At 73.3% G+C, this 26,676-nt stretch carries 21 protein-coding genes; 6 read left to right on the top strand and 15 right to left on the bottom strand.

What is annotated here, in order from left to right; genetic code table 11:
- Positions 1-188: 188 nt before the first annotated feature.
- The 3 genes from MANAM107_RS07855 (at position 189) to MANAM107_RS07845 (ending at position 2,917) form a co-directional block, all read left to right on the top strand.
- Positions 189-1,796, top strand: a complete 1,608-nt coding sequence (locus MANAM107_RS07855; protein ID WP_223907084.1) for a peptide MFS transporter — start codon at positions 189-191, stop codon at positions 1,794-1,796.
- 81 nt (positions 1,797-1,877) lie between these two features.
- The gene (locus MANAM107_RS07850) at positions 1,878-2,504 is read left to right on the top strand and encodes a uridine kinase family protein (RefSeq protein ID WP_179899517.1); all 627 of its coding nucleotides are present in this window, start codon (positions 1,878-1,880) and stop codon (positions 2,502-2,504) included.
- A gap of 95 nt (positions 2,505-2,599) precedes the next feature.
- On the top strand, positions 2,600-2,917 hold the full coding sequence (locus MANAM107_RS07845) for a DivIVA domain-containing protein (protein WP_223907081.1): 318 nt from the start codon (positions 2,600-2,602) through the stop codon (positions 2,915-2,917).
- A 79-nt stretch (positions 2,918-2,996) separates the two neighbouring features.
- On the opposite strand, the gene MANAM107_RS07840 is transcribed toward MANAM107_RS07845, so the two are convergent.
- The 11 genes from MANAM107_RS07840 to folP all read right to left on the bottom strand — a co-directional run bounded on the left by MANAM107_RS07840 (position 2,997) and on the right by folP (position 15,737).
- Positions 2,997-4,667 carry a lysine--tRNA ligase gene (locus tag MANAM107_RS07840; protein ID WP_223907078.1) on the bottom strand — a complete coding sequence of 557 codons (1,671 nt, stop codon included), beginning with the start codon at positions 4,665-4,667 and terminating at the stop codon, positions 2,997-2,999.
- Positions 4,668-4,812: 145 nt separating this feature from the next.
- Entirely contained in the window at positions 4,813-5,952 is a 1,140-nt protein-coding gene (locus tag MANAM107_RS07835) for a hypothetical protein (RefSeq protein WP_223907075.1), read from the bottom strand.
- Between the two features lie 220 nt (positions 5,953-6,172).
- Positions 6,173-6,631, bottom strand: coding sequence for an aspartate 1-decarboxylase (panD, locus tag MANAM107_RS07830; protein WP_223907072.1), 459 nt, complete (start codon positions 6,629-6,631; stop codon positions 6,173-6,175).
- Between the two features lie 201 nt (positions 6,632-6,832).
- Entirely contained in the window at positions 6,833-7,939 is a 1,107-nt protein-coding gene (panC, locus tag MANAM107_RS07825; protein ID WP_223907069.1) for a pantoate--beta-alanine ligase, read from the bottom strand.
- 84 nt (positions 7,940-8,023) lie between these two features.
- On the bottom strand, positions 8,024-8,311 hold the full coding sequence (locus tag MANAM107_RS13175) for a DivIVA domain-containing protein (RefSeq protein WP_179900790.1): 288 nt from the start codon (positions 8,309-8,311) through the stop codon (positions 8,024-8,026).
- 174 nt (positions 8,312-8,485) lie between these two features.
- Positions 8,486-9,493, bottom strand: a complete 1,008-nt coding sequence (locus MANAM107_RS07815; RefSeq protein WP_223907066.1) for a Rossmann-like and DUF2520 domain-containing protein — start codon at positions 9,491-9,493, stop codon at positions 8,486-8,488.
- Positions 9,490-11,307, bottom strand: coding sequence for a PH domain-containing protein (locus MANAM107_RS07810; protein ID WP_223907062.1), 1,818 nt, complete (start codon positions 11,305-11,307; stop codon positions 9,490-9,492). Before MANAM107_RS07810 ends, MANAM107_RS07815 begins: the two co-directional genes overlap by 4 nt.
- Positions 11,304-11,798, bottom strand: coding sequence for a PH domain-containing protein (locus MANAM107_RS07805; protein ID WP_223907059.1), 495 nt, complete (start codon positions 11,796-11,798; stop codon positions 11,304-11,306). Before MANAM107_RS07805 ends, MANAM107_RS07810 begins: the two co-directional genes overlap by 4 nt.
- A gap of 86 nt (positions 11,799-11,884) precedes the next feature.
- A complete protein-coding gene (locus tag MANAM107_RS07800) occupies positions 11,885-12,370 on the bottom strand; it encodes a DUF3180 family protein (RefSeq protein WP_223907056.1) in 486 nt (161 codons plus the stop codon).
- The gene (gene folK, locus MANAM107_RS07795) at positions 12,370-14,868 is read right to left on the bottom strand and encodes a 2-amino-4-hydroxy-6-hydroxymethyldihydropteridine diphosphokinase (protein WP_263421887.1); all 2,499 of its coding nucleotides are present in this window, start codon (positions 14,866-14,868) and stop codon (positions 12,370-12,372) included. The genes MANAM107_RS07800 and folK overlap by 1 nt, the downstream gene beginning before the upstream one ends.
- Positions 14,865-15,737, bottom strand: coding sequence for a dihydropteroate synthase (folP, locus tag MANAM107_RS07785; protein WP_223907053.1), 873 nt, complete (start codon positions 15,735-15,737; stop codon positions 14,865-14,867). The genes folK and folP overlap by 4 nt, the downstream gene beginning before the upstream one ends.
- A gap of 410 nt (positions 15,738-16,147) precedes the next feature.
- On the opposite strand from folP, the gene MANAM107_RS07780 reads away from it, so the two are divergent.
- Both MANAM107_RS07780 and MANAM107_RS07775 read left to right on the top strand, forming a co-directional pair.
- The gene (locus MANAM107_RS07780; RefSeq protein WP_223912980.1) at positions 16,148-16,975 is read left to right on the top strand and encodes an ABC transporter ATP-binding protein; all 828 of its coding nucleotides are present in this window, start codon (positions 16,148-16,150) and stop codon (positions 16,973-16,975) included.
- Positions 16,975-19,443: an FtsX-like permease family protein gene (locus tag MANAM107_RS07775; protein ID WP_223907050.1), complete on the top strand. Its 2,469-nt coding sequence runs from the start codon at positions 16,975-16,977 to the stop codon at positions 19,441-19,443. The genes MANAM107_RS07780 and MANAM107_RS07775 overlap by 1 nt, the downstream gene beginning before the upstream one ends.
- A gap of 36 nt (positions 19,444-19,479) precedes the next feature.
- Here MANAM107_RS07775 and MANAM107_RS07770 read toward each other — a convergent pair whose 3' ends face one another.
- Entirely contained in the window at positions 19,480-20,163 is a 684-nt protein-coding gene (locus MANAM107_RS07770; RefSeq protein WP_223907047.1) for a response regulator transcription factor, read from the bottom strand.
- A 93-nt stretch (positions 20,164-20,256) separates the two neighbouring features.
- Between MANAM107_RS07770 and MANAM107_RS07765 the strand changes: the two genes are divergently transcribed.
- Positions 20,257-21,513: a sensor histidine kinase gene (locus MANAM107_RS07765; RefSeq protein ID WP_223907044.1), complete on the top strand. Its 1,257-nt coding sequence runs from the start codon at positions 20,257-20,259 to the stop codon at positions 21,511-21,513.
- Between the two features lie 548 nt (positions 21,514-22,061).
- On the opposite strand, the gene folE is transcribed toward MANAM107_RS07765, so the two are convergent.
- The 3 genes from folE to MANAM107_RS07750 all read right to left on the bottom strand — a co-directional run bounded on the left by folE (position 22,062) and on the right by MANAM107_RS07750 (position 26,609).
- On the bottom strand, positions 22,062-22,634 hold the full coding sequence (gene folE, locus MANAM107_RS07760; RefSeq protein ID WP_179900758.1) for a GTP cyclohydrolase I FolE: 573 nt from the start codon (positions 22,632-22,634) through the stop codon (positions 22,062-22,064).
- 99 nt (positions 22,635-22,733) lie between these two features.
- Positions 22,734-24,788 carry an ATP-dependent zinc metalloprotease FtsH gene (gene ftsH / locus MANAM107_RS07755; protein WP_223907041.1) on the bottom strand — a complete coding sequence of 685 codons (2,055 nt, stop codon included), beginning with the start codon at positions 24,786-24,788 and terminating at the stop codon, positions 22,734-22,736.
- A gap of 327 nt (positions 24,789-25,115) precedes the next feature.
- Positions 25,116-26,609: an NlpC/P60 family protein gene (locus tag MANAM107_RS07750; RefSeq protein WP_223913209.1), complete on the bottom strand. Its 1,494-nt coding sequence runs from the start codon at positions 26,607-26,609 to the stop codon at positions 25,116-25,118.
- Positions 26,610-26,676 lie beyond the last annotated feature (67 nt).

The raw sequence follows: 26,676 nt of genomic DNA, 5'->3' as shown, positions 1-26,676 counted from the left end.
CCGGCCGTCCCATTCCCCGACGTCAACGCACCCCGACCTCGTAGCGTTGACCCCGCCGCCGCGGCCACCGCCCCGCGGCCGGCCCCGGCGCCGCGCCCGGCCCCGGCGCCGCGCCCGGCCCCGGCGCCGCGCCCGGCCCCGGCGCCGCGCCCGGCCGCGGCGCACCCATCGGCTGGAGGAGAGCCCCCATGTCTCATCGCACCCCAACACCATCAGAGCACGGCCAGGCCCCCGAGGCCTCGGAGCCCACCGCGGGCCCGCCGGCCGCCGTCTCGCGCTGGCTGCCGCCGACGCTGCGCACCTCGCCCTCCCGGGAGGACCGCGGGCTCTTCGGGCACCCCCGGGGGCTGCCCTGGATGCTCAATGTGGAGATGTGGGAGCGCTTCTCCTACTACGGGATGCGCGCCATCCTGCTCTACTTCATCACCGATACGGTGGCCAACGGCGGACTGGGCACCGACCAGAACACCGGGCAGGTGATCCTGGCCGCCTACGGCGCGGCGGTCTATCTGCTGGCGATCCCCGGGGCGATCTTCGCCGACCGCATCATCGGCCCCTGGCCCTCCACCCTCTACGGTGGCCTGATCATCATGACCGGCCACCTGCTCCTGGCGATCCCCCTGGGCCCCCTGGCCTGGGCCGGTATCGTGTGCGTGGCTGTGGGGACCGGCTTCATCAAGCCCAACCTGTCCACCATCGTGGGCGGGCTCTACGATGACGACGACCCCCGGCGGGACGCGGGCTTCCAACTGTTCTACATGTCGGTCAATGTGGGCTCCTTCTTCTCCCCGCTGGTCACCGGCTGGCTCAAGGCCCACTACGGCTACCACGCCGGCTTCGCGGCCGCGGCGGTGGGGATGGCCCTGGCCCTGGTGGCCTTCTTCTACGGGCGCAGCCGCCTGTCGGCCTTCGCCTTCAACATCCCCAACCCGCTGCAGGGCCAGGAGAGGCAGCGGCTGCTGCTGGGGTCCCTGGCCGCCGTCGTGGGCTTCGCCGCGCTCCTGGCCCTCCTGACCACCGTCACCGGCGAGATGTCCTCCGCGATCGCCTACACCCTGTTCCTCGTGGCCGCAGGCTCCTCGATCGCCTACTTCGTGGTCATGTTCCGCTCCAAGAAGGTCACGGCGCATGAGCGCGGGCACCTGCGCGCCTACATCCCCCTGTGGGCCGGCGCCGTCCTGTTCTGGATGATCTTCGAGCAGGCCTCGGGCAAGATGGCCACCTTCGCCGAGTCCAACACCGACGGGCGGATCCCCCTCCTGGGGTGGGTGATCTCCCCCGAGACCTACCAGTCGGTCAACCCGGCCGTCGTCGTCCTGCTCGCCCCGGTGCTGGGGCTGCTCTTCACCCGCCGCGCCGGCAGGTTCCCCTCCACAGCGGTCAAGTTCGCCACCGCCGTGCTCATCATCGGCGTCTCGGCCCTCATCATGGGGGCCGGGTTCCAGTGGTGGCCCGGTGCTGACACCGGGCTCCTGGCGCCCTGGTGGTTCCTGGCCGCCGTCTTCGCCTTCCAGACCGTGGGCGAGCTCTTCCTGTCCCCCGTGGGGCTGTCGGTGACCACGGCGCTGGCGCCCAAGTCCTTCGCCTCCCAGGCCATGGCGCTGTGGCTGCTGACCTCGGCGACCGGGCAGGGCATCGCCGCCGTCGTCATCGAGCGCACCGGCGGGGTCTCGGATGCGACCTTCTACTACTGGCTGGGTGCGATCACCATCGTGGTCTCCGTGGCCCTCTACGCCGTGAGCCCCTGGACCAAGAGCCACATGGCCGACATCGAGGGCGCCCGCGGCCGGGACTGAGACCGGACCGCCCCGGGCGGGGCGGGCACCGGCACGATCGACCGTGCGATCGACGGCGCCAGTCCCATAGACTGGGCGCCCGTGAGTCCCCGCGTCATCCTGCTGACCGGCCCCTCCGGATCCGGCAAGTCCTCGCTGCTGCGCCGCCTCGGGGCGCCGCGCCTGCCCCTGGACGACTTCTACCGCGGCGGGCACGAGCCGGGAATGCCACTGGTGGGCGGAGGGATGTCGGGACCCGAGCCCGTCCATGACCCCTCCGGGCAGATCGACTGGGACCACCCGGCGGCCTGGGACCACCGGGCCGCCTTGGCGGCGATCCTGGAGCTGTGCCGGGGCGGAGCCGCACAGGTGCCCGTCTACTCCATCCCGGACAACGCCGCCGTCGACCAGCGGGAGGTCAGGATCGACGAGGATGCCCCGGTCCTCGTCGCCGAGGGGGTCTTCGCGGCCGAGCTGGTGGAGCCCTGCCGGGCCGCCGGGGTGCTGGCCGATGCCCTATGCCTGAGGCGCCCGCGCCTGCAGACCTGGTGGTTCCGCCTGCGTCGGGACCTGACCCACCATCGCAAGCCCCCGCATGTCCTGCTCACCCGGGGCCTGCGGCTGTCCCTGGAGGAGCCCCGGCGCATCGCCCAGTGGGCGGCCAAGGGCTGCCGGCCCGTGGGCCTGGCCGAGTGCGAGGCCCGCATCCGCGCCCTCATGCGGGACTAGCCCCACCGATACCGCTGCGCCGGACAGGCCCGGGGGTGCGAGGATGGGGCGCGGCGCCAAGCCGCGCAACCGCCCAGATGAAGACAGGAGACCCCGTGGCAGTCCTGACCGCCGACGACGTCATGGCCTGGAGGTTCCAGACCACCATGCTCCGCGCAGGCTACGATCAGGGCGTGGTGGATATCTTCCTCGACCGGGTGGTCGACGCCCTGCGGGCCCGGGAGGCCCAGGCGGGCGATGACCCCGGCACCCTCGCGGGGATCCTGACCTCCCAGGAGGTCCGCGCAACGCGCCTGCCCCGTGGACGATTCCGCCAGGGCTACCTCAAGGAGGAGGTCGACGCCCTCATGGCCCAGATCGCCGACACGCTCCAGGCATACGAGGAGCACACCCGAGGCTCAGCGCCCCTGTAGCCCCTTCTTTTCGACAATTTGCATGAGATCGTACTTCTCCGGGCCTGGAGAAGTACGATCTCATGCAAATTGTCGAAGGTTAGGCGCGCTTGACGATGGGGAAGGTGATCGTCTCGCGGATGCCCTGGCCGGTCAGGGCCATGAGCACGCGGTCGATGCCCATCCCCATGCCGCCGCAGGGCGGGAAGCCCTGCTCCATGGCCACCAGGAAGTCCTCGTCCAGGACCATCGCCTCAGGGTCGCCCTTGGCCGCGGCCAGCGCCTGGGCCTCGAAGCGCTCGCGCTGGACCACCGGGTCGGCCAGCTCGGAGTAGGCGGTGGCGGTCTCCATGCCGCGGATGTAGAGGTCCCACTTCTCCGTCAGGCCCGGACGGCTGCGGTGGTAGCGGGTCAGGGGCGAGGTGTCCTCGGGGAAGTCGAAGACGAAGGTCGGCTCCCACAGGCTGTTGCCCACGAGCTCCTCGAAGATGTCCTCGGCGATCTTGCCGGGCACCGCGTAGTCGTCGACCTCGATCTCATGGCCCTGGGCGATCCGCACCAGCTGCTCGCGCGGGGTCTCCACCGTGATCTCCTCCCCCACGGCCTCGGACAGGGAGGTGTAGAGGTCGATGATCCGCCACTGGCCCGACAGGTCGTACTCGGTGCCGTCGGCCAGGGTGACCACCTCCTGGCCCTCGGGCAGGTCGAAGGCCTCCCGGGCGGCGACCTGGATGAGGTTGCGGGTCAGCTCGGCCATGCCGTGGTAGTCGGAGTAGGCCTCGTAGGCCTCCAGGGCGGTGAACTCCGGGGAGTGGGAGGAGTCCACGCCCTCGTTGCGGAAGTTGCGGTTGATCTCGAAGACCCGGTCCACCCCGCCCACCACGGCGCGCTTGAGGTAGATCTCCGTGGCCACGCGCAGGTAGAGGTCGATGTCGAAGGCGTTCATCCGGGTGACGAAGGGGCGCGCCGAGGCCCCGCCGTGGATGACCTGGAGCATGGGGGTCTCCAGCTCCAGGTAGTCGCGGCGGTGGAAGTTCTCGCGGATCGAGTGCACGACGGCGGCCCTCGTGCGCACCATGTCGCGTGCGGCCGGGCGGGTGATGAGATCGAGCTCGCGGCGGCGCACGCGCTGCTCCTCCGAGAGGGTCACCGCCTCCCCGGCCTCATTGGTCCAGGTCTTGGGCAGGGGGCGCAGGGCCTTGGAGGCCAGGCGCCAGGCCGGGACCTCGACGTCGTCGTCACCGGCCTGCGCCGGCTCGGCGCCCTGGCGCAGGACCGGCTCGGCGAAGACGGACAACTCTCCGCGGCGCGAGCAGCCCACGTGCCCGTGGACGAAGAGGTGATCGCCCAGGTCGACGTCGGTCTTGAAGGCCGCCAGGCTGGAGTGGCCCTGGCAGGGGAGCAGCTTGGCAGAGAGCATCGCCTGGAGGGTGGCGCCCGCGCCGTCCTGGAGGGTGACGAAGCACAGCTTGCCGGTGTTGCGCAGGAAGACCACGCGCCCGGCCACGCCCACCAGGTCCTCCGTCTCCTGGCCGGCCTCCAGGTGCCCGAAGTCGCGGCGGACGGCCGCGATGGTGGTGCTCACCGGCAGGGTCACCGGGTAGGGGTCCCAGCCCTCGGCGCGCAGCCGCTCGCGCTTGCCCGAGCGCACCTCGAACTGCTCACCCGGGCCCGGGTCGGCCTTGGGCTGGCGGGCGTCGTCATCGGCCTGGGCGGGGGCGGGAGCGGCAGGGGCCGCAGCGGGGCTCGCGGTGGGGTTCTCGTCAGTCACGACTGGGAGTCTATATGCCCTCCGCAGCCCCACGCCCCGCCCCGACGGCGTCGTGCATCGCGGGCCGGGAGCGCGGGCGGGGTGCGGGGGGCGAGCCGGCTCCTCCCCCTGCAGGCGAGGCCCCAGCACCGCGAGGCGGCAGGGCTCAGTGCGCGGGGGCCCGCACTGGATACCTCACACGGGCGGGGCGGAGCGTGCGCCTGGCCAGCAGTCGGGGACGCTCGAATGTCATGCACAGCTCCTCGGGGAACCAGCCGGTGGCGATCTCATCCATGCTGGCGGGCTGTGGCGCCAAGGTGATCAGCCGGCCGCGCCGGGTGCACCTGCTGTCCCATCCGGCCGGCTCATCGAAGCGCACCGAGTCGACCACCTCCCGGTATCCGGGGCCCAGGTAGACCTGCCAGACGGGCCCGATCGGCAGCCCCGCGAGCACTGTCCCATCCAGGCTGAGGTCCTGGCGCCTCTGCCCCCGACCAACGATGACCGAGGTCGGCTCGCTGTACCTGCTCCACTGCCACCCGTCCAGGACCTCCGAGAGGCCCAGCTCAGCACCCAACTCGTCACCGACCTCGACCAGCATGGATCTGACGGTCAGCGGGTCGATGGGCACGGAGGCATCCAGGGGGATGCTCGCCTCGGCGATGTAGAGCCCATGGGGGTCGGGGACGAGCGTGACCAGGAAGGCGCCGAGCGGTCCGGGACCGCAGAGCACCGGCTCCTGGCCCTGGGGGATCATGGCATCCACGCGGCGCAGGCCCTCCTCATCCAGCGGCATCATCCGGGCCGTGCCGATGTACTGGCTGGGCAGGCACTGCGGCATCATCCGGCTGATCACCCGCATCCAGGCCGAGCCCGGGGCGGGGCACACCGAGGAGCGCACGTACCAGCGCCACGCCAGCGCGCGCACCGGCGGCTCCGGCTCATCCTCGTCGTCGTGCCGCATCGGGGGAGAGTCGTTCTGCGGCCACAGCATGCGCCAGAGGTCATCAGCCACCACACCACCCGTGACCTGTGCCAGCCGGATCAGCAGGTCCTGGGCCAGGTGGTCCATCCAGATCGTGTCGTTGCGCTGCCCCATATCCGGCTCATAGCGGTAGGGCGGGCGCTGCTGGCTCCCGGTGACGGCGACCAGGTAGTCCGCGAACTCCAGGTCCATGTCGATGGAGGTCTCCTTGAGAACCAGGACTGTCCTGCCCGTCTCCACCGTGATGCTCACGTGGGTCCCGTCCCCATCGTGGCCCGACACGCGCAGGTCTGGGGAGACCAGGCCGGCCGCGGTGTGCACGTCCTGGAGTGTCAGCGGCCGCCAGGTGAACAGGCATACGTGCATCTGCGTGTCCAACGGCGCCTCAGCCTCCCGATCGTCCCTGCTGGTCCGGGCTCAGGCTAACGGAGAACTCCGCGGCGGTGGCCCAATCAGGAGGGCGCAGTGAGCGGGCTGCTCCGCTGCGCCGTCCTCTCCAGTCGGCCCCATCGATCGTTGCGGCCGGCCGACGGCGTCCGGCCTATCGCGTCGGGGCGGACCGCGCCTCGGACAGGGCCAGGCCCGAGGATCGCAGGCCGCTGGCGGCCTCGTCCTGGGGGACCTGGCCGGGCTCGGTGCCGCGGTCGATCACCCGGTTGTGCTCATCGACGAAGACAACAGCGGGCAGGTAACTGCGGGCCTCCTGCTCATCGAGCTGGGAGTAGGCGATGAGGATGACGATGTCGCCGGGGTGGACGAGGTGGGCGGCCGCCCCATTGATGCAGATCTCTCCGGCGCCGCGCGGCCCGGGGATGACGTAGGTGGACAGGCGGGCGCCGTTGGTGCAGTCCAGGACGTCCACGCGCTCCCCGGGCAGCAGGTCGGCGGCCTCGAGCAGGTCGAGGTCCACGGTGATGGAGCCGACGTAGTCCAGGTCGGCCTGGGTCACGGTGGCGCGGTGGATCTTGGACGTCATCATCGTCCGGGTGCGGGTGCTCATCGCCGCTCAGCGTAGCGCCCGCGTGCCCGGCGCTATCCCGGTGGTGAGGCAGACGACAGGCCCCGGCCCCAGTACTCCAGCGCCCTGCCCCAGGGCACAGGCCGCATTCCGCACGCGGGGGGTGAGGATGTCCACTGAGGCGCCTCGGCGGCCTCCCCCGGCACGCCGCTCACGCGCCCCGCAGCAGGCTCCGCGGGATCCTCAGCCCCGGTCCGCCGGGAGATCCACCAGGCAGTTGTCGATGAGGCGGGTCGAGCCCACCCGGGCGGCCACGGCCAGCAGCGCCCGCCCGGGCCCTGCATACCCCGGCCGCCCCCGCTCCGCGCGGCCCGGGCCCCCCGGCTGCTCGCCACCGATGCCCGAGGACGGCGGGAGCCCGGGGCCCTGGCCGGTGAGGTCGGTGAAGGTCGCCGGGTCCACCAGGGCCACGTAGTCGGTGGCCACACCGGGGGCCCGGGCCAGGACCGCCTCGGCCGCGGTGCGCACCGCGGCGGGGCCCGCACCGCCGGCGGCCGCCCGGCGCCCGGCCTCCAGTGCCGCCGACAGGGCCAGGGCCTGTCCGCGCTGGTCGGCGGTGAGGTAGGCGTTGCGCGAGCTCATGGCCAGCCCGTCGGGCTCACGGCGGATATCGACCGGCACGATCTCGACGGGCACGGCCAGGTCCTCCACCATGGCGGTGACGATCGCCAGCTGCTGGGCGTCCTTGCGGCCGAACAGCGCCCAGCGCGGCGAGGTCAGGTGCAGCAGGGCCAGGACCACCTGGCACACGCCGGCGAAGTGGGTGGGCCGGGTGCGGCCCTCCAGGACGGTGGACATGGGGCCGGGGTCGATGCGCACGCGCGGCGGACCATCGGGGTAGATGACCTCGGGGGTGGGGGCGAAGACCACGAGCCGGCCCACGCCCAGGCGCCCCTGCGGACCGCTCAGGGCCCGCTCGAGCCCCTCCAGGTCCCCCTCGAGATCGCGGGGGTAGGACTCCAGGTCCTCCCCGGCGGCGAACTGGAGGGGGTTGACGAAGATGGTGACCACCACGGTCCCGGCCTCTCCCACGCGGCGGGCCGCCTCGCGCACGAGGTCGAAGTGCCCCTCGTGCAGGGCCCCCATGGTCATCACCACGGCGCGCGGGGCCGGGGCCCGCTCCAGGGCACGGGCGAGCTCCTCGCGGCTGCGGGTAAGCACAGCGCCCGCCCCGCCTCTCGCCGAGGCCCGGCCGGATGACTGGGCCTCGGCGCCAGCGGGCCGGTCGGCACTGCGCGGGCCGGCGGCGCCATCGGGGCCGGGAGCGCTCATGACTGGGTCGACGGGCATCGGAGGCATGCGATCACGCTAGTGCTCCGCGGCGCCCGGGACGAATCGGGGCCGGTCGGCTCCGCCCGGCCCCATCGGGCTCCCTCAGTCCCGCTCCAGGCGGCCCTTGGCGGCCTCGAGCTCATCGCGCAGGTAGGCGTTCTCCCGCTCCAGCTCCTCGATGCGGTGGTCGCGCGGGGCGATGGCCGCGGCGATCTGCTCCTGCGAGGCGGCGCCGGGCTCCCCGCTCGCCGCACTGACCTGCCCCTCCAGGAGGCGCATGGCGTCGACGACCTCCTCCAGGTAGGCGTCCACCTCCTCCTGCGCATAGCCCTCACGGGACCTGACGACCTCGAACCTCTTGTTCAGCACGTCATTGGCACTCAACGGCATTGTGTACTCCTAGCGATCAGTGGCGGCCCAGGGGCTCGACAGACAGTCGTGATGAGACCCTATGGTGCCACCCAGGCTCATCCCTTGCCGACAGTGCCCGGAAACGGCCGGATCACGAATAGGACACGGCGCCCATGGCACGGCACTGCACCGAGGGCCACCGGCCCGGGTCCCTCATCCCCCCGACGACGGCGCCCGACCCCCCGGCCCCTCCGCGCCGGGTCCGGTGCCGCCGGGTCCGGCGTCATCGCCCGGGATGGGCCCCAGGGCCTCGTGCAGCCGCCGGGCCTGGTCGGCGGTGAGCCTCCCCTCGGCCTGGCAGCGCTGGGCGGTGGCCGAGGCCAGGTGCCGGTAGGCCGCCACGACGTCGTCCAGGCCGCCGCCGTGGTCGCGGCTCAGCGCCTCCAGGGCGGCGATATGGCCGGAGACGGTGCCGACGTCGCCCCGTGAGACCGGGCCGGTGAGGGCGGCCCCGCCCTCGGTCAGGGCGCGGTCGAGGGCGGCGCCCAGGAGGGGGCGCAGGGTGGCCGCGCCATCCTGGATGCCGGCGGCCTCCAGGGCCCGTACGGCCTGCCCCACCAGGGTCACCAGGTGGTTGGCCCCGTGGGCCAGGGCGGCGTGGTAGGCGGGCCGGGCGGCATCGTCCAGGACGAAGGGCTCCCCGCCGAGCTCGACGACCAGGGCCTGGGCGATGGGCAGGACCGCGGCCGGGGCGGTCACGGCCATGGGGCAGCCCACGAGCCGGGCGAGGTCGGTGGACAGGCCCGCGAAGGTCATGGCCGGGTGGATGGCCAGGGGGATGGCCCCACCGCGCCTGGCGGGCTCCAGGACCGCCAGCCCGTGGAGCCCCGAGGTGTGGACGACCAGCTGCCCGGGCTGCCAGCGGCCGAGCTCGGCCAGGCCCTGCACCAGCGGGCCCAGGGCGTCGTCGGGGACGGCCAGAAGGACCAGCTCGGCGCGCTCGATGATCTGCTCGACCTCCAGCACCGGGACCCCCGGCAGGAGCATCTCCGCCCGCTCCCGGGAGTCCTCGGAGACGGCGTGCACGCCGATGACCTGGTGGTCCACCGCCCGCAGGGCCGAGCCCAGGACGGCGCCGACCCGGCCCGCGGAGATGATCCCCACCCCCAGCCGCCCGGGACGTCGGGAGGCGCCTGCCGGGTGGGCTGTCGCGTCACTCATGGGCCGATGGTCTCATGAGGCTGCGGCCCGGCCCCGGGCAGTCCCGCGGCGCGGCTGAGCCAGCGGTCGAGCCGCTCGGCGGAGCGGCGGTGCAGGGCCCGCCGGGAGATCTCGGCGGCCAGCGCCCGGGCATCCTCGACGCGGAGATTGGCGAGGGAGGTGGGCACGTCGGTGGCCACCATGTCGAGCCGGATCCTCGCCATGGCCCGACGCCGCGCCCAGGGCCCCTGCGTCACCCGCAGGGACTGGATGCGCTCGTAGGGCACCACGCTCACGCGCCGGCGCCACCGGCCGTCGCGGATGATGACGCAGGTGCCGGTCAGGGCCAGGGCCTGCCGCCGCCAGGCCAGAGGCGCGAAGAGACGGCCGCGCGGGGAGATGCGCACGAAGCCGCGCTCGGGGGAGCCCACCGGGGCGGCCGGGTCCCCGACGCCGTCGTCGTCGCCGCCCAGCAGCGCGCAGCGCAGCAGCCCATCGGGATCGGGGGCGCCCAGGTCGGGGACCACCAGCCACAGGGCGCGCAGCGCGGTAGGCCTGGCACCCACGGGCAGGAGCGCATTCTCCGAGCCGGACTCGCCGGCCTCCTCCTGCCCCGTCTCGCGGCCGGCGACGCTGGCGCCCACCGCCCACCAGTCCTTGGAGCGCCACAGCAGCGACTGGCTGATGCCCACCGCGTGCACGCGTCCGGGGGGCAGCGTCCGGGAGACCTCGGAGGTCAGGCCGTAGCGCATGCGGATACCGCTGGGGGTGGCGGCGGCCCTGAACCCCCAGCCGTGGTTGAAGCGCCCCCACAGCATGGTGATGACGCCCACGGGACCCGCCAGGAGCGAGAGCATGCCGCCCAGTGACGACAGCCTCGGGCTCAGGCCGCCGAAGGCCAGCGCCCCGGCCACGACGAGCCCGATGATGACGATGACCGCGCATCCCGCCATCAGGCTGCCGCTGCGCAGCATGGAGGCCAGGAGCATCCCCGTGCCGACCTGGTAGAGGGGGTGCTCCTCGGCCCGGGACGGGGTGGGCAGCCGGGGAGCGGCGGCGGCCTCCTCGAAGCCGCCGAGCCCGGGGCCCGTGGGGGATCCCGGGCGCCCGCCCTCCGGGGGCTGGACGGCGCCGGGCCCTGCGGCCGCCGCGCCACCTGGCCTCGCACCGCCTGCGGTCATGGCGCCGCCCATGGGCGCGCCGCCGCCGAGCACACCGGCCTCACCGGGCAGGGCCGCGCCGCCACCGAGGCCCTCCCGGGGCTCCTCCTGCGCACCGGCGGCCAGGGCCAGGATGCGGTCGCGCAGGGCCTCCAGCTGCCAGGTGCGCAGGTAGCCGATGACCACCCGCGAGTCCTTGCCGCCGGCGACCTCCACCGTCAACTGACCCAGGCCGACGATGCGCCCCAGGAGCGGGTGGACGATGTCGACGGACTGGATGCGCGGCAGGCGGGCGGTGCGCAGCTGGCGGAAGAGGACACCGGTGCGCAGGTAGACCCCGTTGGCATCCACGGCGTAGGAGCGGCGGTACCAGGACAGCAGGCCGATCGCCGCCCATCCCAGCACCAGGAGCAGGACGCCCAGGAGGAAGTAGAGGAGGTAGTCGCCCACGATGGTGCCGTGACGGCGCACGAAGCGGTAGGCCTCGATGAGCTCGTCCAGGTTCTGCACGGTCACGAAGGCCATGATTCCCGTGGCGATCTTCCACCCCTCGAGGAAGGGGGTGATGAGGGAGACGCGCTGCCAGGTGACATCCTGAGGGAGCTCGATGCGCCTGGCCTGCCGCGACCGCCGCCCGGCACCAGTACTGCTGCTGGGATGGGCCCGCCCCTTCACAGCCCTGCCATCCTCTCCTCACCGCGCTGGGACAGGACCCGGCGCAGGTGCTCAGCCTGATCCACCGGCAGCCCGTCGATGGTGGCGTCCGTGCTGGCCGAGGCGGTGTGGAGCTTGACCTCCGCGATGCCCAGTCTCGCAGCCAGCGGCCCCTGGGAGGTGTCCACGAACTGCATGCGGCCGTAGGGGATGACCGAGACGGAGCGGAACATGACCCCCTGGCGCCACAGCAGGTGGTCCTCGGTCAGGGCGTAGCCCATGGCCCGCACCTGGCGGGGGATGAACCACAGCCCCAAGGCCATGAAGGCCGCGGCGGCCCCGGTGATGAGGTGGAACCAGGGGCTGACCAGCGCCCCCAGGGTGACACCCACCGCCGCCAGGACCGCGTTGGCCAGGCCGGCGCCCAGGAGGCGCGCGGTGATGAGTTTGGGGGAGACGGGTTGGAAGTCCACTCCCTCGGGGGCGAAGGGGTCGACGGCGGGCGCGGTCATGGGGCTCCTCATCTCAATGGTCTGGCAGGTACGAGGCTGCCCCGTCGCGCGCCGGCCCGCAAGCCCTCCGGCGGGGCCCGCACCGGCTATCGGGCCGGGGCGCCGTCCTCGGCGCCCTCCCCGGGGGCCTCATCATCGTCGTCGGAGATGGCGCACCAGTGCTCCACGAGGAAGCCGATGAGGCACCACAGGGCGCAGGCCGCCAGGCTTCCGGCGGCGCTCCAGGCGAGATGGGTCATGGCCGACGATGGGGGTGAGAGGACCGCCAGGGCCAACTGCCCGGCGTAGACACCGCCGATGGCGGCGCCCACGAGCGCGGAGGCCTGCGCGGCGGCGGCAGTGGTCGCCGCGCCGGTGGGGGTCATCCAGGTGCGTTGGCGGGCGCGCAGGCGCCGCACGGCCAGGCCGCTGGTCAGCACGACGCCGGAGATCACCAGGGCGGCCACAGCGCCCCAGGGGGTCAGGCCCGGCACCCAGCCCCGGTGACGCATGACGGTCTCCCCCACCACCCAGGTGGTCACCGAGACGACCGCAAACCAGGCCAGGGCACTGGTCCAGCGGGTGCGCCGCATCAGGAGCCCTGACGGGGACCCATCCCGTCGGTGCCTCCAATGACCTCATTCCACTGCAGGGGGGCCTCCCAGGAGTCCTCCTCGCCGACCTGGGGCACGGGGAACTGGTCGGGCGCCTGGGGCTCAGGCGCCTGCCCCTGGGACTGATCGGGCCCCGGCGTCTGGCCGGGGACCTGGGCGGCGTCCACAGGCACGGCGTAGTCGGTGCCGAAGGAGGCGGCGGCGAAGGGGTTGTCCGCCTCCAGGCCGGCCGGCTCGACGTCGGGGAGGGCACCGGCCTGGGGGGCGCCGCCGGCCGGGGCCGCGGCCTCCGGGGCCCCCTGCTGGCCGTGGTGGTCCTGGGCCTGCTGCACCGCCGGGGCGTCCTGGGGGTTCTGGGCGTCCTGCGGCGGGAGCTCGCCGATCCCGGCCAGGTACTCGGCGGCGAGCTCGGCGTCGATGACGGACTGCTCGTTGCGGGTGGCGTTGAAGACCTGCTCGACCGGCTCGGGGTCCTCATCGACGACCGGCGGGGCCACGTAGGGGCCCGTGGGCTTCTCCGGGATGTTGTCGGTGTCGAGCCAGTCGAAGGCCAGCCAGCGCAGGCCCGAGCGGTCGGGGGCCTGCTCGGCCAGCTCGGTGACGGTGCGCCCGCCCAGCTCGGCGAAGGGGTCGGCCTGGGACCAGGGCACCAGGACGAAGGCGCGCTCGTGGGCGTGGGCGTGGGGCAGGGTCAGCTCGGGGTCCTGGCTGTCCACGCCCTCGACCGTCACCAGGTCGACGTCGAGGGTGCGCGGCCCCCAGTGCTGGGTGCGCACGCGCCCGGCCTCGGACTCCAGGGCCTGGCACACGGCCAGCAGCTCGCGCGGCGAGAGGGTGGTCAGGACGGTGACCACCGTGTTGAGGTAGTCGGGCTGGCGCTCCCCGCCCTCGGGCACCACGGCCACTGTGCGGGCCAGGGGCCCGACCTGGAGGACCTCGATGCCCTCGGTGGCCTTGAGGGAGCGCACCGCGGCACGCAGGGTGACCAGCACGTGGCCGGCGTTGGCGCCCAGGGCGAAGACGGCGCCCACAGGCCTGCCCGGGCGCTGCTCCAGCGGGTCGGCCGGGGCAGTCGTGGGCAAGGGGGCCGGGGCCTCCACGGGCTCGGCCGCGGTCTCCGGGAGATCGGCGGGCGAGGGGGCCAGTGCCGGGGAAAGCGGCCCCGGGGCCGCAGCGCCGCCCACGGCGCCATCGACCTGGTGCCCGCCATCCACGAGCGGGCCGTCCGTGAGGCCGAAGGACGCCTGAGCCGAGTCCGGGGCCTCAGCCAGGGGCAGGTCCGCCTCGGGCGCCGGGGCGGGAGCCTCCGGCTCGGCGGCCACGGGCTCGGACTCGCCGTAGGGCAGTGGGGCGGGCTCGACGCCGGGGGTCTCCTGCCCGCCCTCGACCGGATCGGCCGATCCGGTCGAGTAGGCACCGGCCTGGCCCGCGAAGGACTCGGCCACCGGCTCGGGCGCCTCTGCCAGGCCGGCACTGTGCGGGGCGGCCGGCTCATCGGCCGAGCCGACGGCGGTATCGCTGCTGGGCTCGGCGCGGTGGCGCCCCTCCCCCGGCAGTTGGACGGGCAGGCCCGTGGGCAGGGACTCCACCGGGGCGGCCTCGGGCGAGACCGCGGTGGGGGCCTCGGGCGCGTGAGCGCCGGCAGCACCGTCCACGGCCTCCACGGCGTCCACGGCACTGACAGGCTCGAAGCCGCCCAGGGGCTCGACGCGGGGCCCGGCCCCGTCGGTGGGCCCCAGGAGGGGGGCGCCGCCGTGCTCGGGGCCGGCCTCCGGCGAGCGCCGGGATGCCTGGTCGGTCTCGGACTCGCCCAGGCCCAGGAGGTCCTGCGCGGAGGCTCCGGGGGCCGGGGCGCCGGCCTCGTCGGCCTCACTCATCCACTGATCGGGGCCCCAGGGGTCGGAGGCGGGGGCCTCATCGGCGGGCGGGGGTGCGGACTGGAGGGGCAGGGCCCCCACGCCGAGGGCGGCGGCGGTCTCGGGCTCGGCCGGCTCGGCGCGGTGGGAGGTGAAGCGGCGCGGCTCGGCGGGGGCGTGCTCGGCCTCGGCAGGCTCGGCCGCGTGCGCCCCGGAGGACTGGCCGGCCGACTCGGAGGTGCGGTAGATGGTCATCGCCACGTCCTCGAAGGCCACGTCCAGGGGCGCCTGGGGCTTGTGCACCGTGATCTCGGCGGCCAGGACCCTGGGGTAGGCCAGGACGCGCTCGGCGATCCGATCCGCCAGGGCCTCCAGGAGGCTGACGGGCTCCCCCTCGATGACGGTGACCACGGCGTTGGCCACGGAGGAGTAGTCCACGGCGTCGTCGAGGCTGTCGGTCACGGCGGCCACCGCAGTGCCGCGTGCGCCCAGGTCGAGGGTGACGTCCACGGTGAAGAGCTGGCCCTCTTCCCGTTCGAAGGGCAGGACGCCGTGATGGCCACGGGCTGACAGCCCGACCAGGCGGATCCGGTCGGTGGTCGCGTTGAGGGTGGTGCTCACTGGTGTTCCTTCCAGAGGGAGGCGGTGCGAAGAGCATCCCGGTTGGCCGGGACCTCGTGGACTCTCACGGCCCAGGCGCCTGCGGCGGCGGCCAGGGCGGTGGTGGCGGCGGTGGCGGCGTCGCGCTGGTCAGGGGTGCCGCCCGGGCCGGCGCCCGGGTCGGTGGCGGCGGCCAGGAAGCGCTTGCGGGAGGCGCCGATGAGGACGGGGCGGCCCAGGTTCTCCCCCAGGCGGGCGGTGGAGGCCAGGAGCCGCCAGGACTGCTCGTGGGTCTTGGCGAAGCCCAGGCCCGGGTCGACCACCACCTGGGCGGGGTCGACGCCGGCGGCCTCCAGCTCGGCCAGGCGCCGGCCCAGCTCGGCCTCCACCCCGGCCAGGACCCCCTCGGGGTAGTCGGTGAGGGTGTCCATGGTCTCGGGGGATCCGCGCCAGTGCTGGCAGATGTAGACCACGCCCGCGGAGGCGATGAGGCGGTGCATGCCGGGGTCGGCCAGGCCCCCCGAGACATCGTTGATGATGGCGGCCCCGGCCTCGATGGCGGCCGCGGCCGTCGAGGCGCGCGTGGTGTCCACCGAGATGACGGCGCCCTGCGCGGCGAGCTCGCGCACCACCGGGAGGATCCGCTCGCGCTCCTGGTCGGGGCTGACGCGCCCGGCGCCGGGGCGCGTGGACTCCCCGCCGATGTCCAGCAGGTCCGCACCCTGGTCCAGCAGCTCGCGGCCGTGGGCCACGGCGGCCTCAGGGGTGTCCCACCGGCCGCCGTCGGAGAAGGAGTCCGGGGTGACGTTGAGGATCCCCATGAGCAGCGTGCGCTCGCGCGGCAGCGCGCCCGGCAGGGGCGCCGGGGCGGTGGCAGGCGGAGAAGTCACGGACCCAGGCTAACGGTTGGGCCGTCCCAGTGGGAGGACCGTGGCCTTTTCCGCCCGTCGCGAGCCGCTGGGAGCAGGTGCCCGCGCGCCGGGGAGGGGCCAGCCGCGCCGCGAGAGCGGCGCGAGTGCGGCGATGGCCGCGGGAGCGGGTCGAGCCGCCTGCCACGGGCCCGCAGGCCGGTCCCTGCGACCGGGCCCGAGAGCCGGGACGGGAGCGGGCCGGAGCCGCCCGGGCCGGGTCTCATCCCAAAGGCGGAGACCCCCGCCACCTCCGCTCCTTCGATGGATTCCGGCGCCATCGCGCGATTCCTAGCCTGGCGGGGTCAACCGGATGAATCCGGGCCCCGCCGCCGCGCCCAGGGCGCACAGCGCGCAGGTCCCCTGAGCCGAGGAGCCTCACGATGCCAGCGATGCCGACGACGCCACCACCCATCCAGCCTCCCCCGGGAGCGGCCCACCCGGGCGCCCCGGTGGTCCAGGCCCAGGCGCTGAGCAGGATCTACGGCCGGGGCGCCGCCCAGGTCCTGGCCCTGGACTCCGTCAGCCTGTCCGTGGCGCGGGGCGAGTTCGTCGCCATCATGGGCCCCTCGGGCTCGGGGAAGTCCACCCTCCTGCACTGCCTGGCGGGGCTGGACTCCCCCACCAGCGGCAGGGTGCTCATCGCGGGCCAGGACCTGGCCGGGATGGGGGACAAGCGGCTGACCGCCGTGCGCCGCGACCGCCTGGGCTTCGTCTTCCAGTCCTTCAACCTCCTGCCCACGCTGACGGCTCAGGAGAACATCCTGCTGCCCCTGAGGCTGGCGGGGCGCCGCCCCGATGAGGGCTGGTACCGCACCATCATCGACATCCTGGGGATCGGCGACCGCCTGGGGCACCGCCCCAGCGAGCTCTCCGGCGGCCAGCAGCAGCGCGTGGCCGTGGCCCGGGCCCTCGTGGGGCGCCCCGAGGTGGTCTTCGCCGACGAGCCCACCGGGGCGCTGGACACCGCCTCGGCGGCCTCGCTGCTGAGCGCCCTGGCCCAGATGTGCGAGCACCTGGGGCAGACCGTGGTCATGGTCACCCATGATCAGGATGCGGCGGGGGCGACCCACCGCATCATCCGCCTGCGCGACGGGCGCATCGAGGCCGACGCCCCCACCCGCCGCCCCGCACCGGCAGGGCCGCCGCCCGTCGCACCCGCAGCCCCTCATCCCGGCCACGCCGCAAACCCGGACCGGCCCTGGACGGGGGTGCGCTGATGCCCGCCCTGCTCGACCTGCGGCGCACGGCCGCCGCCGTGGTGGCCGTGGCCCTGGCGGCCGCGCTCATGGCCTTCGCCTTCATCGTCTCCGATTCCTTCGCCACCATGCTCACCTCCAATGCCCGGGCCTCGGTGGGCGGGGCCGACGCCGTCGTCATCGCCGGTCGCAACCGTGCACTGAGCGATCAGGAGGTCCAGGACCTGAGCACCCTGCCCGAAGTCCAGGAGGTGCGCCCCTACCGTGAGGAGCACATCTACATCGACCGTCCGGGCCATGCCAATGACGAGCACGCCTTCGTCCTGGACATCCCGCCCCTGACCGGCGAGACCCGTCTGACCTCCGGGCGCCTGCCGCAGGCTGACGGCGAGATCGCGATCTCCGCGAGTCTGGCCCAGCATCAGGACCTCGAGGTCGGCTCCACCGTCCCCCTGAGCCCCGACGCAGAGGGCGGCAGCCACTCCTCGGCCACCGTCGTCGGCATCATCAGGCCCGGAGCGGAGGTGAGCCGCAAAGACCCGCGCGAGGCCTTCATCTTCGCCAGCCCCCGGGAGCAGACCGCCCTGGGCCTGCCCGACCAGTACGCCGTCCTCTACCTCACCGCCGCCGGCGGCACGAGCGGCTCCCAGCTGATCGACGCCGCGTCCGCAGCCATGGCCCCCACCCAGCCCGAGGCCATTGTGCAGTCCGCGCAGGAGAGCATCGAGCAGCGCACCACCGACGGCAACAAGGTCGACTCGGCCGCCCTCATCCTGCTCAAGGTCCTGGGGCCCGTGTGCGCGGTGGTCTCCGCCATCGTCATCGCGACCACCTTCACCACGCTCGTGGCCAAGCAGACCCGCACCATCGGCCTGCTGCGCTGCGTGGGCGCCAGCCGGCGCCAGGTGCGCCTGGCCGTGCTGCGCGCCGGCCTCATCACCGGCCTGGCCGGCTCGGTCCTGGGCTCGGCGCTCGGCGCGCTCATGGCTGTCATTCTCATCCGGGCGCATGTCATCGATGCACTGGGGCCCCGGTACCTGACCGTCTCCTGGTCCCCCTTCGCCCTGACGATCCTGCTGAGCGTGCTCATCACCCTCGCCGCCGTCCTGCGGCCCGCGCACCAGGGCACCCGGGTCAGCCCGCTCATCGCCCTGACCGGCCAGGTCGCCGCTGCTGCGGCCCTCGGACGACGGCGCGCGGCGGCGGGCCTGGCGGGCCTGGTCCTGGCCGGCCTTGGCGTCGCGGTGATCCTGGCCGGTATCAGCCTGCGCAGTCCTGAAGTCACGGCCCTGGGCGCGGTGGTCATGGTCCTTGGCATCCTGTCGGCCCTGCCGCTGCTCGTCGTCGGCGCCGCTCGGATCGTCGAGCGCCTTGGCGGTGGGGCGCGGCGCCCCGTGCTCCAGCTCGCCTGCCGCAACCTGGCCCGCAACCCGGGGCGCGCCGCGGCCACGACCGCCTCACTGCTGGTCTCGGTCGCAGTGGCCGCCACGATGGCCACGGGCCTATCCTCCCTCAATGCCTCGATGGAGGGCTACGTGGCCGCGGGCTCCCCCATCGACATCCGCGTCCAGGAGATCGCCCCGGATCGGGACACCGCCGCGCTGACCAGGCAGATCGAGAACGTCGACGGCGTGGAGTCGACCATCCTCGTCCCCACACCGGAGCTCCATCTCGACGCGCAGGACCGCAGTGAGGAGATCACCGTCAGCGCCATCGACGACGGGGCCATCGCCCCCATCGTCCGCTCCCGCCACGGCCTCGAGGGGCTCGACGACAACACCCTCGTCGTCGGCGGCATCTTCCACCTGGCCGAGGGCAGCGAGGTGACGCTCAGCGGTCCCGCGGGCACGCGCCGGCTACGGGTCCATGTGGAGGAGGGCGGGTACGGCCCGGTCATCACCGAGGCCACCGCCGAGGCACTCACCGGCGGCGAGCCGGTGACCACCAGCCTGTGGGCGCGCACCACTGGCGACGGATCCAACGGCGCCGTGGCCGGCGCGGTGCGCCAGGAGCTCCACGGCTCGGGCCTGCTGGTGAGCTCCACCGACCAGGGGCGCCGGTTCTTCACCGAGCAGGTCAAGCGCACGGGGCTGATCATCAGTGCGATCCTCGCCCTGAGCCTGCTCATCACCCTATCCGGCCTGTCGAACACCGCCGAGGTCAGCGTGGTGGAGCGCACGCGGGAAGTGGGGGTCCTGCGCGCCACCGGCGCCGAGCGCGCCACGATCCGCCGCCTCTTCCTCACCGAATCGGTGCTCATGGCGCTCCTGGGCGGCGTCATCGGAACCGCCGTGGGCATCGGGGTGGGTGCTGCAGGCCTCGCCGCACTCATCGGGACTGAGAACGGTGCGAGCGCGCAGGTCGCGGTGCCCTGGCTGATCCTGGCGGGGGTGGTCCTCGTCTCCGGGGCGGTGGGTGCGGTGGCGTGCCTGCGGCCCGCGGGCCGGGCCGCGGCCGTGGCCCCCGTGGCCGCCCTGGCCACCGACTGAGAACCTGGAGGTACCCAGCTGCCCCTCGCCCGCTCCTCAGCCCTGGGCCTCGCGCTGGCGTTGGACGGCGACGACGAGCTTCAGGCGGGAGGTCACCGCGTACTTCCTCATCAGATGGGAGACGTGGGTCTTGACCGTGGCCTCGGAGATGACCAGCTGCTCGGCGATCTCGGCATTGGAGGAGCCCTCACACAGCAGGGACAGGACGGCCTGCTCGGCCTCGGTGACCTGGGGCGCTGCGGCGCCGCCGGAGGCCGGGGGTGCGGTGCGCAGGTACTGGGAGACCAGGCGGGTGGCGGCGGCCGGGGCGATGGTCGTGCCCCCGTCGCTGGCCGCGAGCACGGCGCGCACCACCTCCTCGGGGGCGGCGTCCTTGAGCAGGAAGCCGCTGGCCTGCTGGGCCAGGGCCTGGAGCATGGCGGTGTCGTCATCGAAGGAGGTCAGCAGGACCACCGCGATGCCGGGGTACTCGGCGCGCACCCGGGCGAGCAGCTCCAGGCCGTCCATGCCCGGCATGCGCACATCGGTGAGCAGCACATCAACGGGCACGCGGTGCAGGAAGGCCAGGGCGTCGTCGGCGCGCGAGAAGGTGGAGGAGACCTCGATCCGCTCACTGGAGGCCAGGTAGGCGCGCAGGGCGGTGAGCACGAAGGGGTCGTCGTCGACCACGGCCACCCGGACCACGGTCGCCTGGGAGCTGGGCTGGACGGAGGCGGACATGGAAGGATGCTAGCGGCAGGGCGCTGACGGCCCGCGGGGCCCGGGCCGGCGGCGCTGTGGTGACAGGCAGTGAGAGGCAGGCGGAGGGCTCTGATGCAGGCCAAGGCAAGGATCGCGACCCCGGGCGGGACCGGGGCGCAGCGCTCCGCCGCGCGGGTAATGGCCCGGGCCCTGGCCCGCAGCGGCCTGTCCACCTGGGCGCCCAGGGGCCGCACGCATCTGCTGTGCGCGGCCTGCTCGGGCCTGCTCACCCTGGCCTCGCTCGCCGCCCGCTACCCCCAGAGCACCCGCAGCACCGCGGTGATCCTGGCCGCCGGCGGGGGCCTGGCCGTGCTCTCGGTGTGGCCCCTGGGCGCAGCCGCCCTGTGCCTGGCGGCGGTGTGCCTCGACACCCCGGTGAACACCACCCCCATGCCCGATATCGCGCCGTGGCTGTGCGCCTCGGTGCTGGTCAGCCGGGGCTTCCAGCGCCTTCCGGCCTACGGGGTGGCGGTGAGCGGTGCAGCCATGGCCTACGCCGCTTTCCACTTCTACCCGAAGCCGGCCTACCCCGACGGCTATGTGGCACCCTTCTCCGAGACCTACCTCTACATCGGACTCCTGGGCGCGGCCTGCCTGGTGGTGGCCGAGCTCATCCGCCAGCCGCGCCGCCTGGCCGAGGCCGCCGCCGAGCGCCACCAGGCGGACCTGGAGCGCCAGCGCCTCCTGGTGGTCTCCGAGCTGCACGACACGGTGGTGCGCGATCTGAGCCATGCGGTCATGCTGGCCGAGCAGGCCCGCCTGGCCCACCCCGAGGAGACAGCGCTGTCTCCCGCGCTGGCCTCCATGACGGCCTCGGTGCGCACCTCCGTGGAGCAGCTGCGATTCAGCCTGCGCTCGATGAGTCAGGCCCGGGGCGGCGCGGGCCTGGATGTTCTGGCCTCCTCCGCGCCGCGGCCACTGTCCGAGGCGCTGGCCGAGGCCCGGGCCGTCATGGCCGGGCGCGGCATCGCCCTTGAGGCCGAGGGCCTGGAGCTGCTCGAGACCCCGCTGGTCGGCCCCGGGGTGCGCCAGCAGCTCACGCGCGTCTTGGGCGAACTGGTGGGCAACATGGCGAAGTACGCGGCGCCCGGGCCCGCGCGCCTCGTTCTCGACGCTGATGGCCGGAGCTTGGAGGCGATGGCCACCAATGCGGTGGCACCGCTGGAAGACACCGCCGGCCCGCCGGCGCCCGGCACCTCCTCGGGCCTGGGGTTGGAGGGGGCCAGGCGCCGAGTGGAGACTCTGGGCGGCAGCTTCGACGTCGCCCACGGACCGGACCGCTTCACCGTGGTCCTCTCCGTCCCCCTCAGTGCCGGCCGCCAAGGATGAGGCTCATGGCCTCCGAGCGCGTGGCAGCTACCGACGGCAACGAACTTTACGAGCTCCAGATAAAGCCGAATAAAGTAGATAAAGTTCCCTCTACCTCTACCTCCCGAGCGGCCCAGCACCAGCGGGCGCCGCCGGGCGTGCTGTAAAAGTGGCTGCGGTGTGCGCCTTGGCGGTGCCTGGCACTGACCTGTGGCACATCTTCGTCACCCTGCGGGCAGGGGCGTGCGCGGCCATCGGCTTGATTCCGCGGCTCCGGTTGACACCAGCCCGGTGAAGATGTGCAGCCCGGCCCTGCACTCCCGGTGACCCCGGCCGGCACGGCGAGCACGGCGCTGGCGGGCCACTGGCGTACCAAGAAGAGCGTCACTTGGCGGAATGGGTGTCACTTGGCGGAAAAGGCCACACTTGTAGGCGACGCCGATTCCGCCAAACGACGTCGAATCCGCCAAGTGACGCGCAATCTGTGCCACACGTCTGTGCCAGGCGGCCCGCCAACCGCCAACACGGCCACTGTCGCAACAGAGCATGGGGATCGGCTCAGTACCGGCTCAGTGGCGGCCGCCCAGGATGAGGCTCATAGCCTCCGAGCGGGTGGCGGCGGAGCGCATGATGCCGCGTACCGCCGAGGTGATCGTGTTGGAGCCGGGCTTGCGCACCCCGCGCATGGACATGCACAGGTGCTCGGCCTCCACCACCGCCAGCACCCCCCGGCAGCCCAGGCGCTCCACCATCGCATCGGCGATCTGGGCGGTCAGGCGCTCCTGGACCTGGGGGCGGCGTGCATAGCCCTCCACCAGGCGCGCCAGCTTGGACAGGCCCGTCACCCGCCCGTCCTCCCCGGGGATGTAGCCCACGTGGGCCACCCCGTGGAAGGGCAGGAGGTGGTGCTCGCACACCGAGTACAGGGGGATGTCGCGCACCAGGACCATCTCCTCGTGCCCGACGTCGAAGACCCGGTCCAGGTGGGCGGCCGGGTCCTCCCCGAGCCCGGCGAACATCTCGGCATAGGCGCGCGCCATCCGCTCGGGGGTCTCGCGCAGCCCGTCGCGCTCGGGATCCTCGCCGATGGCGATGAGCAGGTCGCGCACCGCGCGGCGCACCCCCTCGGCGTCATAACTCATCTCCGCCCTCCTGCCTGCTCCGGCCGGGCCCGTGGGGGCGCCGGCTCGTCTGCCCTGTGCCCGCGAGCCTCGCCCACCATGGGTGCTGCGGCTCGCCCCTCAGTGGATCCGCCCGTCAGTGGGCTCGGTGGACTCAGTGGGCACAACGGTGGCCGGCGCGACCTCGAGGACCTCCAGGCTCTCATCACTGCGCCACAGGGGCCGCTCGGCCTGCTTGATGACCGGGGCGAAGATCTCCTCCAGGTCCTTCTCCAGCAGGGTCTCGCGCTCCAGGAGCTGGCCGGCCAGGTCATCGAGGACCGCCCGGTTGCGGGTGAGGATCTCCCAGGCCTCCCGGTGGGCGGCATCCAGCAGGGCGCGCACCTCGGCGTCGACGGTGGCGGCCACCTGCTCGGAGAAGTCGCGGCTGGTGGCGCTGAGCCCCAGGACGGTCTCGTTCTCGGTGGTGCCCAGCTTGACGGCGCCCACCGCCGAGGTCATGCCGTAGTCGGTGACCATCTTGCGGGCCGTGGAGGTGGCCTTCTCGATGTCGTTGGAGGCCCCGGTGGTGGGGTCGCGGAAGATGATCTCCTCGGCGGCCCGACCGCCCATGGCGTAGACCAGTTGGTCGAGCAGCTCGTTGCGGGTCACCGAGTACTTGTCGTCCTGGGGCATCACCTGGGTGTAGCCCAGGGCGCGGCCGCGCGGCAGGATGGTGACCTTGGTGACGGGGTCGGAGTAGCGGCCGGCGGCGGCGCACAGGGCGTGGCCCGCCTCGTGGTAGGCCGTCACCCGCTTCTCGTGGTCGTTCATCACCCGGGTGCGCTTCTGGGGCCCGGCGATGACGCGGTCGATGGCCTCATCCAGGGCCCGGTTGTCGATGAGCTGGGCGTTGGAGCGGGCCGTGAGCAGCGCGGCCTCGTTGAGCACATTGGCCAGGTCGGCACCGGTGAAGCCGGGGGTGCGCTTGGCCACCAGGTCCAGGTCGACGTCGCGGGTCAGGGGCTTGCCCTTGGCGTGGACCTTGAGGATGGCGGCGCGCCCGGCCATGTCGGGGGCCTCGACGCTGACCTGCCGGTCGAAGCGGCCCGGGCGCAGCAGGGCGGGGTCCAGGACGTCGGGCCGGTTGGTAGCGGCGATGAGGATGACATTGGTGTTGGCGTCGAAGCCGTCCATCTCCACCAGGAGCTGGTTGAGGGTCTGCTCGCGCTCGTCGTGGCCGCCGCCGGTGCCGCTGCCGCGGTGGCGCCCCACGGCGTCGATCTCGTCAACGAAGATGATGGCCGGGGAGTTCTCCTTGGCCTGCTCGAACAGGTCGCGCACGCGCGAGGCACCCACACCCACGAACATCTCGACGAACTCCGAGGCCGCCATGGAGAAGAAGGGCACCCCGGCCTCGCCGGCGACGGCCTTGGCCAGGAGGGTCTTACCGGTTCCGGGCGGCCCGTAGAGCAGGACGCCCTTGGGGATCTTGGCGCCCACGGCGCGGAACTTCTCCGGCTCGGAGAGGAACTCGCGGATCTCCTCCAGCTCCTCGACGGCCTCATCCTCACCGGCGACGTCGTCGAAGGTGACGTCGGGCATCTCCTTGGAGCCGATCTTGGCCTTGGACTTGCCGAAGCCCATGGCGCCCCCGCGCCCCCCGCTCATGCGCGAGAAGATCCACCACATGAAGCCCAGGAAAATGACCACGGGCAGCAGCAGCTGGAGGAGGTTGGACCACCAGGAGGTGGTCGGCACCACGGAGTTGAAGCCCGCCGAGGGACTGGCGGCCTGCACCAGGCGGTCGACCTGCTCGGCCTGGGCGTCGGTGAAGGTGAACTGGACCTTGTCCCCCAGCTTCTCCTCGGACTCGCCCTCCTTCTTGGGCTTCTGGACGTAGGGCTCGGTCAGGTCGAGCTCGACGCGCTGAGTGCCATCCACCACAGTGACGGATTCGATGGTGTCGGCCTTGTCGCGCAGCAGGGCGATGCCGTCGGAGGTGTCGATGCTGCGGTAGCCGCCCATGGACCATAGGAGGCTGCCGGCCAGGAGCACCACGAGGATGATGGGCGCCACCCACAGCAGGGGGTTGCCCAGGGTGCCGCGGCGCTTCCTGTCACGGCCGTTCTTGGCGTCCCTCTTGTCCGCCCTGTTCTGGCTCCTACGGCCAGGCTTCTGGCCCGAGTCACTCATCTGTGGTGGATCCCTTCACGTGTCCGACTCTCAGACGTTAGCCGATGTCGGCCCTCCAGTCCCTATTGCGCTTGCTCACGTTCGCGCCCGGCGTTGCAGGCAACAGTGCCGAAACGCCCTCGACGCCGTCGGCCCGGGATCGGCCCGGGATCGGAGTGGGGCCGGCTCGGGCCGCGAAGGGGCCTGCCGCGCACAATGCGCCTGCGGGGTGCGAGAACCGAGTCCGGTTCTCGCACCCCGCAGGCGACTATCGATCAGCGGTCCGGGTCCCGCAGCCTCTCAGACCATCAGGCCGCGGTCCCGAATGCCGGCCTCCCGGCCAGCGGCTCAGCGCCGCCAGCGGCCGACGGTCGAGGACACGCTCACCGCGGCACGGCGGGCGCCCACGCGGCGGGCCAGGATGACGGCGGCACCCGTGGCCACCAGCAGGGTGGCGATCACAGCGCCGGCGATGGAGGCCCCGGTCATGGGCAACTGCTGGCCCTCGTCCTGGCCCTGCTTCGGCGCGGCGGCCTGCGGCTGCGGGGAGTGGGGGACGTCGCCCTCGACGTCGCTGGCGGCGATGACGGCCACGGCGGAGTCCTGGGGCGTCGGGGCCGCGTCGGGCAGGGGCCCCTGGGAGGCTCCCGGGGCGGCCGCACCGGTGCCGGCGGAGGCCTGCTCCGAGGACTGGCCGCCCTGACCGGAGCCCTGCTGACCCTGGCCTGCCTGGTCAGAGCCCTGTTGGCCCTGCTCGGCCTGGGAGGCACTGGACTGGCCGCCGTCGGCCGCCTGACCGGCGTCGGCGCCCTCGGAGGGTGCGGCGCCCTGGACCTGGGTCTCGGCCTCGGTCGCGCCCTGGGGAGCGCCGGGCTGGCCGGCACCCTGCTGGCCCTGGCCGGCCTGGTCGGTGGAGGCCGGGGCGGCGCCGTTGGAGGAGGCGCCCTGGCTGGAGGTCCCGCCCAGGTTGGGGCGGGCCACGAAACTCAGGTCGGCCTCCAGGGAGGTGCCCATCTTGGACACGTGCACGCCCTGGCCGGCGGCCCGGCCGGTGGAGTGCATGAGCATGCCGTCCCCGAGGTAGATGGCCACGTGGTAGACGTTGCCGAAGGTGGAGCGGGCGCCCTCGGCGGTGCCGGGGGTCACGGTCGGGTTGTGGCTGGAGAAGAACAGGACGTCGCCGCGCTGGTACTGGCCGTCGGTGTCCAGCCACAGGTCGCCGTTGGCGTAGAACCAGCTGGCGAGGTTGTTGGCCTGCCACATGGGCGAGCCGATGGCGTCAGGGCCGAAGTCCACCCCGTAGCCCACCTTGCTGTTCTGGTCGGCCACGTAGGTGGTCGAGTCGTACGTCCACCCCATGAGCGCCATCCCCACGAAGGAGGAGCAGGTCACGGCGTAGGGGGCGGAGTTGACGGAGTGGATGACCTTGCCGGTCAGCGGGGTGGGACGACTGGCGTCCCACTGCAGCTGGGTGCCGGCGTCGACGAAGGTCTGCCCGCGATTGATGAGGTCCTCCGTGGCAGCGGAGCTGGACTGGGTGCTCGGCCCCGAGGCGAAGCCCTGCGGCACCGCCCACTGGCCATCGGCCAGGGGCATGGCCACGTTCGCCGTCTCGTCGGTGGGGCGGGTGGAGGTGACGGTGTAGGTCATGCCCGCACCGTCCCCGGGGTACTCGTCCCCGGCAGTCCGCACGGTTCCAGACAGCCCCCTGGCCTGCTGCAGCTCGGCGAGCGTGTTGAACTGCGAGGAGGTCGATGTCTGTGACGCGGGGATCGCGCCTGCGGTGCCGGCCGCCGCCGCGGGGGCGGTCAGAGACACGGCGAGCAGGGCGGCGCCTGCCATCGCCGCTACGCGTCGAATGTGCGGTGTAGAAACTGCCATGGGTGGTCAACTCCTGGCGTCGAGATCG

The organism is Actinomyces capricornis, assembly GCF_019974135.1.
GTDB lineage: Bacteria > Actinomycetota > Actinomycetes > Actinomycetales > Actinomycetaceae > Actinomyces > Actinomyces capricornis.
This window is presented reverse-complemented; position numbering and strand designations above follow the sequence as displayed.